Below are 11626 nucleotides of genomic sequence, written 5' to 3'. Positions count from 1 at the left end.
TCAGCAGGCGTGCTGCTGCTGTTCCTTGCGCTCATTCTGCGTCTAATAAAGATGGCCGAACGGCAGCCGTTCAAGTTTGGCCGTGTCTACGGCTACTGCGTGCTGAGCATATTTCTCTTCCACGTGTTCATCAACGTGGGCATGGTGCTCGGCCTTACGCCTGTCATAGGTATCCCCCTGCCCTTCTTCAGCTACGGAGGTTCGTCATTATGGGGCTTCACCATACTGCTGTTCATTTTCCTTAGAATTGACGCGGGACGCAACCTGATAAGGACATAACGCAGAAAACCGCTATAACCACGGCAACAAGCCGTCGAGGCGATATGCACATAAATATATTATAAAAGCAACAAATGCGGCATTACGCACAACAGGTACGTGATGCCGCATTTATATTTTCTCATGAACAAGAATCAGGATAGACTTAAACTAAAATTTTTTTTCTTAAAAACTCATCACTCATCACATTAGTGCTTAACATATTGGACCTCAATATATTAGAGCGTGACGAGTTGAAGCCTCAACTCATCACACCATATCTCACTGACTGTCAAAACGTTAATGACTCTTGTGATGAGTGATGAGTTTCTAAGAAAAATATTCTTTAATTAATCCGACACTTGCCACAGCCTATGCCAAAGCATAGCTTTCGTAACGCAAAAGGACGTATTCCGGCATGCAAAAGCACACGTTTCACAATGCGGTTTAGTGCCTTTTACAAACAATAGCAGCATATATTCAGATGAAAATAATGCCAGCATTACAGCATATCCCGCGAGATATCAACAATTATAAATGCCGGGAAATGGGATGAGAGGTAGGGCTGAAAACAATAAAAGTGAAAATTCACTGTGGAATTTTCACTTTTATAAATATCTATGCACTTATATTTCTTAATGTGCCGAATATCAGAATTAGTCGAGCTGAGCCAGCTTGTTGTCTGAACCGAGCACGTTTGTGATCTTGTGCTTGTACATTTCCTCCATGAGGTCGCGTGCTGGTCCGCAGTATTTACGCGGGTCGAACTCAGCAGGTTTCTCAGCCAATGTCTTACGAACAGCAGCTGTGAAAGCCAGACGAGAGTCAGAGTCGATGTTAATCTTGCAAACGGCGCTCTTAGAAGCCTTGCGAAGCTGCTCTTCAGGAATACCAACAGCGTCGGGCAGTTTGCCGCCGTACTGGTTGATGATGTCAACATACTCCTGAGGAACTGAAGAAGAACCGTGGAGCACGATTGGGAATCCGGGAAGCTGCTGCATGATAGCATCAAGAATATCGAATGCCAATGGAGGAGGAACCAGGCGGCCAGTCTTCGGGTCGCGTGTGCACTGCTCCGGCTTAAACTTGTAAGCTCCGTGGCTTGTACCGATAGAGATAGCGAGAGAGTCAACGCCAGTCTTGCTTGTGAAGTCGATAACTTCCTCAGGCTTTGTATAGTGAGAAACCTCAGAAGCAACCTCGTCCTCAACGCCGGCGAGCACACCGAGCTCACCCTCTACAGTAACGTCATACTGATGAGCATACTCAACAACCTTTTTAGTAAGAGCAACATTCTCGTCATAAGGCAGGGCAGAACCGTCTATCATAACAGAAGAGAAGCCCATGTCTACACAGCTCTTGCAAAGCTCGAAGCTGTCACCGTGGTCAAGGTGAAGTGCTATCTCAGGATGAGCGCAGCCAAGTTCCTTAGCATACTCTACAGCACCCTGAGCCATATACTCGAGCAGTGTCTGGTTGGCATAGTTGCGCGCACCTTTAGAAACCTGCAGGATTACCGGAGACTTCAGTTCTGAAGAAGCCTTGATGATAGCCTGAAGCTGCTCCATGTTATTGAAGTTGAATGCCGGAATGGCGTAACCGCCGTTAATGGCTCTTTTAAACATCTCGCGGGTGTTTACCAAGCCTAGTGTCTTATAACTTACCATAATACCTTTTTTTATGTTTTATAAATAAACGTTCTGTTACACAGCGCAAAGTTAGTATTTTAATTTCTCAATACAAAAGAATAATCCAACTTTTAGTGTTGCATTCCGGTGAATTTTCAGATTAATTGTACATTGCCCAAAAACGGCATAATATTTTGCAATGTGAGTTTTACAATTAATTGCAGAATGCCAGACATGTGCCGCGGCATAAAAACATAAAGGAAGCAAAACTGTTAAAAGACGGTTATTTAGATAAGGGCATAAAAAAAGGAGTACCGCTGTACTCCAACCTTGTTAACCTTAAATCTAATACTATGAAAAACACGATGCAAAGGTACGGATTTTTTACTAATATGCAATATTTTGAGTGTATAAAATGCAATATAACAGTGATTTGTTGATTTAAATCAATATTTAAGGCGAGGAGTTAAAGCAGTTAGAGGAGTCAGAGTAGTTAAAGTCATTGGTTTTGTTGATATATTTCAATAAATTTTCTGCTATCTTTACAAACCGGACATAACCTGAATACTAATGACTTTAACTACTCTGACTCCTCTAACTACTTTAACTCCTTAAACGGAACTATATCTCCTCAATTATCTTCTTCAGCAGATACGTGGCGTTCTGGTTGCGTGCCACGCCGGGCGTTATCTTGTAGGTGTAGGTTATGTTGCCGCCCAGCTCTATCTCAAAGCACCAGTTGTGGAAGCGCGACGGGGCGTCGTCCTCCATCTTCGACAGTTCGAGGTCGTGGGTGGCTATTATGCCTGACACGGGCAGGCGGGATATCTCCTGAAGGAAAAGACGCGAGCCGTTGAGCTTGTCGAGCGAGTTGGTGCCCTTCAGAATCTCGTCGAGTATTATCAGCGTGCGGGCTGCATGCTTGCAGCTCTCAATCAACTGGCGCAGACGGAGCAGCTCAGCGTTGAAGTAGGATATGCCGCGGCTCAGGTCGTCGGCGGTGCGCATGCTGCTGAAAAGGTTGAACACCGACACGCGCAGCGACTCGGCAAACACGGGCATTCCGTTCATTGCTAGAATGTAGTTGACGCCGATAGAGCGCAGGAAGGTGCTCTTGCCTGCCATGTTTGCACCGGTTACGATATAATAGTTGCCGTCATCAATGGTGAAATCGTTGCGCACGGCCTTGGCTCCAAGGAAGGGATGATAAATGCCCTTGGCCTCATACACCACTCCGTCGGCCTCAACCACCTCTGCCGCCACAGCCTGCTGCTCGTTGTAGCTGTATACGGCCATCGACACAAGAGCGTCAATCTGGCTCACGCAGCCGGTCCAGTCGGCTATACGCTCCATATAGTGGCGCTGCCATCTGAGGAAACGGCGCACGAGGAAAAAGTCGCTCAGGGCAAACATGTTGAACAGAATAAGTCCGATGAAATTGCCACGGCGGTCGAGACTTTTCAGAATATCAGACAGCTCTCCGAACGAAGTCAGCGCGCCGTCGCCGCCCGATGTCAGCCTGTTGCGCAAGTCGCGCAGGCATTCGCTCTCAAACTCTGCATTGCCTATGTGGCGTATCAGTCCGATATAGTCGTGCAGATGTGCATGCAACTTCTCGACGGCGCGGCTTATCTGGCGCAGCGACCTCATGTTGAGGGCTATGACGAGGAACATCTGCACCACGCCCCACATGACGGCAAGCGACGACGGAACAATGCCCACTATTGCCAATACCATTACGGCAATGAAGCCTGCTATGGCCGCCCACGCCACCACGAGGGCAAGCATGCTGCCTGCCTGAGGAGCAATGTTCATGGCGCTTATCTCACTGACCACACGGTTTATCATCGCTGTGTCGATGGCTTCGCCCTTCTTCTTTGTGTCCGACGCCAGGCGCTGACCGAGCGCCAGAAACTCCGTGCGCCAGCTCTCCATGCCCGCCAGTTCGGCTATGGCGCGGCGGCGTGCCTCTATCTCAGCCTTGTCTTTAAGCAGACTTTGGAACGATGAAGCCAGAAAGTCGCTTCCGCCGGTGGTTACCGTACGGTTAATGCGGTTGAAGAGCGAGTCGCGGCCGAACACGTCCATGTCGTAAGTGAACGCGTGCGACGAGTCGATGTAGCGGCTTCCGCTGCCAAAGCAACTGTAGTCGCCGCGCAGATAGCTCAGTTCCTTCTCATACACCTGACGCCGGCGGCGCAGCATGTCGGTGGTCTCGCTGTTGCGCACGTCGGCACGGCGAGCCACTACATAGGCTGCCATAAACGCCACGGAAAGGCAAAGCAGACCTACGGGCAGTCCGCGCAGACAGAAGAACACAAATGCCAGCACGGCAAGGCAAAACGTTACAAGCTCCATTGCCACATAGGTGCGTCCCTTGCGCTTCAACCGCTGTATCATGGCCGACAGGCTTTCTACCTGCCGCGAATAAAAATCTTGTCTGTTGTCCATATTCTGTTTTTCTTTTTATTGTTATTATTATGTATTCGGTTTTGCCAAAACGGCGTTAATTTCACTGCAAAAATAATGCTTTAACGCGGCTTTCGGGGCATCTGTCTACGTAAAAAGAGTTAAACCCTTATCTGCACTCCCGGCCTAATATTGTTTTCATCCGCCAGGCGCTATGATGCTTTCACTTGTCTTTCAGCATCATTCCGGCTGCCTTCCTACAGCCTTTATCTGGCCGGACGTTTACTTAATGAAAGCGTTACATCATGCCATGACACTACAAACGGCCAATACGTGCCACTGAACATACAGGAGCAGTCGGACAGAAAGGGCAAGAAAAACTTTTACAAAGTTTTCTGACGAAATAGAAATTCAAGTCTTACAAAATGTTAAGTCATTTGACATCAAAAGACAGAAAGGTTAATGTATTTAACATATAAAAGGTGTTTTACGCTCAAAAAGATATGTTTTCACACTGCAATCCACTGCTTTTCATAACATAAAAGGCCATGTTTTGCCATATAAAAGACTGCATTTCACAACGGAACAGGCAGAATTTCAGTTCATCAAGCCACAACAAACGCTGTAAAGCACTACATATCAGAGTATTACAGAAACTGCACATTTTCTGCCGTTTTCACGCCAAAATGCATTCCGATTTCAAATACTACCGTCTCAGGGGCTCAACCGGTTTGTTCAGACCGCAAAGTTTTCTGTTCTCACAGCACATGGAACTTATCAGAAGCAAATACGCAACCGTCTAACAAATGTGCATACAGGCACCGGCATAACACATGACAGCACAAAAAACGGCTGCCCCACCGCTAAGTGGAACAGCCGCGATATAATAATAAAAAGTAAGCGTCAGTCATCTTCAGGCAGCAGAACGATGCCCTCCTGCTTCATGCCGTCCATCATTATCTTAAGCGGACGGCTGAAGCGCACGTGGCGCACAAACTCCGTTTCGTACACTGCCGGCATGGCGTCGAGCAAATCCTTACGGTAGATACCGTCGTCTTTGTAATCGTCAATGGTAAAATAGCCAACGCCAAGACTTGTAACGTTCTGGAAGAAATGTGAGCCCTGACTCGGATCGATGCGATAGTTTGCCAGTCCGGCCTCAACAATCAGACAGGCAGCACTGATGTATGCCCACTTTACGGGAACGCCAAGCCATGAGTCGCTAGAGCCCCAGCGGCCCGGTCCGATAAGAATGTAGTTCTTGTTTTCCTCAACAAACTTATGGTTGATATGCTCTATTTCACTTGCAATGAGCGGATTGTTTGCCGCCGTGAAATTCTCGTCAGCCTTAACGTATACTATGTCCATTATCTCGTTGCTGACGCCATGTCCGAGCGAATTGTGAGAACGCAGCAGGCATCGCTTGTCGTCAATCTTGGTCAAGTCTTCGTCAAGCATCTGCTTGCAGTCTACGATAGGACGCATCTGCAGCAGATAGAATTCTCCCGTGCGGTCATTGTTTATATTGCATGCGAACTCTATCTCAACTGGACGCCTCATGCCCTCGGCTCCGTATTTCATAGCCATCTGCATCAGTTCGGGCAGCGGGAAAGCCCCGTTCTGCAAGACTCCGCAGAACGAAACCACCTTCCAGCCTTCATCATATGCCCCCTTGCGCAGCATGTTGTTATAAGGATCGAAAGTAGAGGCTATGTATGTCAGGGCACCGTCCTTGTCGGCATCAGCCACGTCAAGCTTGAGAATATTAAATCCGTCGTCAACCTTAAAGTCGTCGCCTACGTCCTTCATGTCAAGAGCATAAAACTGTGTCTGCGTCTGACTAAGCGCAAGCTCCACCTTACTTGTCTGCATGACATGGTCAGGATGATACGGACTTACGCGCAGCGTCTGTCCTCCGTCTACGATATACTTACCCAGTCCGAGCGCAAGACTCGCAATGCCCTGCTCTGATGTCTCGTTGCCTACAGGATAATAGTTGATGGAACGCAACACGCCTGATATATTAGGATAATAGCGGTCTCCGTATTGTTTGCCGACCACTTCCTGCAGCACTACAGCCATCTTCTCCTGGTCTATCACGTTGCTCGTGGCCGTCATGTATGCCTTCGAGTCGCGATAGTAGACCGAGGCATACACACTCTTTATGGCGGCGGCAAGCATCTGCAGCATCTGATACTTATCGTCGAGCTTCGGTATCATATATGTCGAATATATGCCGGCAAAGGGCTGATAGTGAGAGTCTTCGAGCAGGCTCGACGAACGTATGGCTATAGGCCTGTCGGTTGCCTCGAAGAAGGTGAGGAAGTCTGATATATACTTGTCCGGAAGCTGCGCCTTCAGGAAGTGGTGCAGTATTTCCTCGTCGCTGGCATCGCTCAGGGCTATCTGATAGAGGTTGTTGCTCTCCATGAACCTGTCGAACACATCGGTGCAGAGCACCACGGTCTTGGGTATCGACACCTTGACGCCTTCGCGCTCGCTAAACTCAGGATGGCTCTTTATTATGTTGTCGAGGAAGGCCAGTCCGCGGCCTTTTCCGCCAAGAGAGCCGTCGCCGATACGTGCGAAGTGGGCGTAACGGTCGAACTTTCCGCGGTCGAACACGGCCACGACGCCTATGTTCTTCATGTGGCGATACTGCACAATGGCCTCAAAGATAATCTTGCGGTGAAGGTCAACGTCCTGCAGCTTGTGCCACGTAACGTTCTTCAGAAACTCCGAAACGGGGAATATCGCCCTGGCACACAGCCATCGGCTCATGTGGTTTCGGGATATGTGATAGAGCATCGAGTCGTAAGGTATCTTGAAGATGTTGTCCTGCAGCTCCTTCAGCGTGCGCACGCGCATCACTTCCTCGTGCGTCTTCGGGTCGCGGAATATGAAGTCGCCGAAACCCATGTGCTCCTCCATGAGTCTGCGCAGGTCGAGGTTCATCTTCTTTGAGTTCTTGTCAATAAACAGGAAACGTTCGGCCTCGGCCTTCTTGCGGTTTTCGCTCTCGCTGCTTTGCAGTATCAGCGGTATGTATTCGTTGTCCTTCCTTATCTCGCGGAGCAGCTTCAGTCCTGCCTCGGGGTCTTTCTCTTCGCCCTTCGGGAAGCGGCAGTCAGAGATTATTCCGAGCGTATTGTCGCGGTATTTCGTGTAGAGCTCCATAGCCTCGTCGTAGTTTCTTGCCAGCACCACCTTAGGCCTGCCCCTCATTCGCAGCGCGGCGCTGTGGGGGTTGAGTGCCTCCGTGGCGAAGCTTTGGCTCTGGGCGAGGATAAAGCTGTAGAGAGTGGGCAGCAAAGACGAGTAGAAGCGTATGCTGTCCTCCACGAGCAGAATCATCTGCACACCTGCCTCGGCAATGTCGTGCTCAAGGTTCATCTTGTCCTCTATCAGTTTTATGATGGACAAAATCAGGTTTGTGTTGCCCAGCCAGCAGAACACATACTCAAAGATTGACAGGTCTTCGTTGACCATGCGGCGCGTTATGCCGTGAGAGAAGGGCGTAAGAACGACGCAGGGAATGTCGGGAAACTTTGCCTTTACGGAACGTGCCACCGTGAAGGCGTCGTTGTCTGCATTACCGGGCATGCATATCACGAGGTCGATGCTGGTAGAGGCCAGCACCTCGGCAGCCTCCTCCGTGGTGCTCACCTGGGTGAACGTCGGCGGATAGCGAAGGCCAAGCTCGGTGTATTCGTTGAATATCTTTTCGTCAACACGGCCATCGTCCTCAAGCATGAAGGCATCATACGGATTGGCAACTATAAGCACATTGAATATGCGATGTGTCATAAGGTTCATGAACGACACATCTTTCAGATAAAATTTTTTCCACTGCTGTGGCTCGTTTTCGCTCATATCGTTATGTCAGTTATTATGTTTTTTCTCCTTATAAAGACAATAAAGCGTGGCTACAAGCATGCACCAGAACATGAGAATAATGACAAACAGGCTGAAACTGCCGACAAAAGGCAGCAGCAACAGGGCTGGCATGGCTGCGCCCAAAAGCAGCAGGAACAGCTCACGGCGACGTGCCACCGGCTTGGCTAAATGCGAATAAAACTTAAACAAGCCCATACTTTACAGTCTTTCTCAGATTAGACAAGATTAAACCCCAACCGGTCATTAGACCGCACATAGCTTTACCTATTTTGTGCTTTCATGCTTTCAGCCCGTATTTTTGTCTCTAATAGCGTCTTTTTGCCGGCTTTTTCTTGACATAGCACGCTATGCATGAAAAAAATCTAACGAAAAGCCGCTCTATATTAAGCAAAATCCTGACCGAATACTAATAACGATTTGGGTTAAAAGTCTTTTTCCGCAAAGATACTAATAAAGTAAGAAAAGAGTGAAACAATATCAAAGTTTTTTGACATTATCCCACTAAAAAACGAACGGAGGCACAAACATGTGCCCCCGCCCGCAGCGTTAAAATTATTTAGTAATCTATCACCTCGGTTATAGCGCCGTCGGCGGTAACCTTAAGGTCTTTGTCATAGTTGTCGAGATCAATCAGATAATAAGCCTCTCCGGCAGCTGTCTCGATATAGTCGCAGTCGTCAATCACCTTTCCGGGATATGCGGCGTTGACAGCAGCAAGGATGTTGGCAGGAATGTCTCTCTTGCAGTCGGTTGAAGTCTGCACCCAGTTGTATGAGCTGTCAAAGCGTATCTCTATGCTCTTGCCGCCGTGGCGGATGTCAAGCTCGTATCCGTTGCGCTCCTTCTCAAAGTCAACCACCATGGCTCCTGCATAGTTGGCGTCTACATAAGCCTGTATTTCGGCTGGCATCTGTCCCGGCAGCAGTCCTTCGTTGCGGTCGTCGTCCTGGTCCTGAACGTCTCTGAACAGTGTTCCGGCTACGTCAAAGTAGAGGTCGTGGTCGGGCTGTCCGGCTTTCTCCACCTCAATCTTGTAAATTGTCTCATAGCCCTTGCGCTGTATTTCGTCGATGTCGTCCACAGTCCACTGCTGCTGCGCATACACCGTAAGTGCATATCCGTCCTGCACAGCCTGTGGCAGAGCCGTAAGGTCGCGGCCGTGGTCAACCTCGGTCATCATCCATGTTCCGTCGCCCATATACCATGCATCATGCTCCTTGCTGTCCTTGATAAACTCGGCAACGAGATATCCGTTGGCCTCCATCTCCCACTCTACATGCTGCACTCCGGCATATTTCTGACTGAAGGCTTCCTGCACAACGCCAGGCACCTGAACCTTGTCGTCATCGTCGTCGTCATTGCAGGATGTTGTAACCAGTGCGCCGAAAGCGCAGATTGCTGTCATCTTCAAAAAATCAATTGTTCTCATAATAATCCTTTTTTCTGTTTATACTGTTGTTTCTTTTTTACATCTATTTTTCTCAGAGGAACCTTGTCTGCCCCTCGGCAACATCGCCGCGCGGCATATATTCTCCCTTTGTTTTTTGCAAATAAAGCAACCGAATCTGAAAACAATCTGAAAAATCAGGAAAATATGAGATTATTTTCTGCTTTTTTTATTTTATCTGGCCATAAGCCGCGAAAAGTTCATGCGGCGGCATTTACACCTTATTATAATATTAGTAATGCGTAAACGCATCATAACAAAAGTCAATTAAGCCATAGAATATTCGTTCAATCAAATTTTTATGCTAACTTTGCAACACTTAACTCAGCAGTCAGCCATGTAAGACAAAGCGTGCATACCGTTTAAATGTCATTGTATTTTAAGCAACGCACATGGCATTTTGACAAACATAAGCACACTTATGCTGACAATAAGGCAACGGCGACGACAAAGCAAACAATAGGTAACAACCCGGCAGAACGGCCCCTGGACATGAGCGGCACATCATTATGCCGCTGAAGACAGCCCCTAAGCAACAGGCCGCTGCATAGAGGATAACAAAAAAGCATAACATATATAAACTAACAAAACTGGAAAGATGAAGAAAAATCTGAAACCGTCTACACTCTGCGTGCGCGGAGGATGGGAACCTAAAAACGGCGAACCGGTGCAGCCGCCTATAGTTCAGAGCACCACATTCAAATATGACAACAGCGAAGAGATGGCAATGCTGTTCGACCTCAAGAAGGAAGGATATTTCTATACACGCCTGCAGAACCCGACAAATGACAATGTTGCAAAGAAGATTGCTGCCCTTGAGGGCGGCGTCGGCGCTATGCTTACATCGTCAGGTCAGGCTGCCAACTTCTACGCCGTGTTCAACATCTGTGAGGCAGGCGACCATATCGTAACGTCAAACGAAATTTACGGCGGAACCTACAACCTGTTCGGCGTAACGATGAAGAAGCTCGGCATAGAGTGCACCTTCGTCAACCCCGAAAGCAGCGAGGAGGAAATACAGAAGGCTTTCAGACCTAACACAAAGGTTCTGTTCGGCGAAACAATATCTAACCCGGGCTGCAAGGTGCTCGACATTGAGAAGTTTGCACGCATTGCCCACAAGAACGGCGTGCCTCTCATCATAGACAACACCTTTGCTACACCAATAAACTGCCGCCCGTTTGAATGGGGATGCGACATAGTTACCCACTCTACCACTAAATATATGGACGGACACGCAACACAGGTGGGCGGTTGCGTGGTTGACAGCGGCAACTTCGACTGGGACGCACATGCCGACAAGTTCCCCGGACTGACCACTCCCGACGAGTCGTACCACGGACTTACATACACAAAGGCCTTCGGCAAGATGGCTTACATGACCAAACTCACGGCACAGCTGATGCGCGATCTCGGCTCTATACCGTCGCCGCAGAATGCTTTCTTGCTCAACCTCGGCCTCGAGACACTCGCACTGCGCGTGCGCCAGCACTGCGCCAACGCCCAGAAGGTGGCAGAGTTCCTGCACAATGACCCGCATGTGGCATGGGTAACCTACTGCGGACTGAAGGATGACGCAAGCTACGAGCTGGGCCGCAAGTACCTGCCCAACGGCTCATGCGGCGTAATGTCGTTCGGACTGAAGGGCGACCGCGACACAGCAATAAAGTTTATGGACTCGCTCGAGCTTATAAACATAGCCACACACGTGGCCGACGCCCGCTCATGCGTGCTGCATCCGGCAAGCCACACACACCGCCAGCTGAGCGAACAGCAGCTGAAAGAAGCCGGCATAGCCCCCGACCTGATACGTCTGTCGATAGGTATCGAGGATGCCGACGACCTCATTGACGACCTGAAGCAGGCTCTGTCGAAAATCGACTAAAAGTTACATTTTTCATATAGCGACAACAGCGGAGGCGACATTGTAACACATGTTGCCTCCGCTTATTTTTAGCCATTAGGGGGCAAAAATGCCAATTATAAT

Annotated in this window: 7 protein-coding genes; 2 read left to right on the top strand and 5 right to left on the bottom strand. The window is 48.8% G+C overall.

From position 1 onward, the window contains the following. On the top strand, window positions 1–279 hold a 279-nt coding region (locus QVO66_RS09390; protein ID WP_288172780.1), incomplete at its 5' end, for an FtsW/RodA/SpoVE family cell cycle protein. Window positions 280–914: 635 nt separating this feature from the next. Here QVO66_RS09390 and QVO66_RS09385 read toward each other — a convergent pair. From QVO66_RS09385 to QVO66_RS09365, 5 genes are all read right to left on the bottom strand, one after another. Continuing rightward, window positions 915–1925, bottom strand: a complete 1011-nt coding sequence (locus QVO66_RS09385; RefSeq protein WP_021855229.1) for a class II fructose-bisphosphate aldolase — start codon at window positions 1923–1925, stop codon at window positions 915–917. A gap of 582 nt (window positions 1926–2507) precedes the next feature. Continuing rightward, window positions 2508–4337, bottom strand: a complete 1830-nt coding sequence (locus QVO66_RS13725; protein WP_021855228.1) for a MutS-related protein — start codon at window positions 4335–4337, stop codon at window positions 2508–2510. A gap of 861 nt (window positions 4338–5198) precedes the next feature. After that, the gene (locus QVO66_RS09375; protein WP_021855227.1) at window positions 5199–8168 is read right to left on the bottom strand and encodes a PEP/pyruvate-binding domain-containing protein; all 2970 of its coding nucleotides are present in this window, start codon (window positions 8166–8168) and stop codon (window positions 5199–5201) included. 9 nt (window positions 8169–8177) lie between these two features. Next, window positions 8178–8387, bottom strand: a complete 210-nt coding sequence (locus QVO66_RS09370) for a hypothetical protein (RefSeq protein ID WP_021855226.1) — start codon at window positions 8385–8387, stop codon at window positions 8178–8180. A 361-nt stretch (window positions 8388–8748) separates the two neighbouring features. Further along, window positions 8749–9621 carry a PepSY-like domain-containing protein gene (locus tag QVO66_RS09365; RefSeq protein ID WP_082335088.1) on the bottom strand — a complete coding sequence of 291 codons (873 nt, stop codon included), beginning with the start codon at window positions 9619–9621 and terminating at the stop codon, window positions 8749–8751. 616 nt (window positions 9622–10237) lie between these two features. Between QVO66_RS09365 and QVO66_RS09360 the strand changes: the two genes are divergently transcribed. Next, entirely contained in the window at window positions 10238–11524 is a 1287-nt protein-coding gene (locus QVO66_RS09360; protein ID WP_021855224.1) for an O-acetylhomoserine aminocarboxypropyltransferase/cysteine synthase family protein, read from the top strand. The last annotated feature ends 102 nt before the right edge of the window (window positions 11525–11626 follow it).

The sequence above is a fragment of the Prevotella sp. CAG:255 genome, assembly GCF_000431195.1.
Classification (GTDB): domain Bacteria; phylum Bacteroidota; class Bacteroidia; order Bacteroidales; family Bacteroidaceae; genus Prevotella; species Prevotella rara.
The sequence above is the reverse complement of the archived record's forward strand: the minus strand, read 5'-3'. Positions and strand labels throughout refer to the sequence as shown.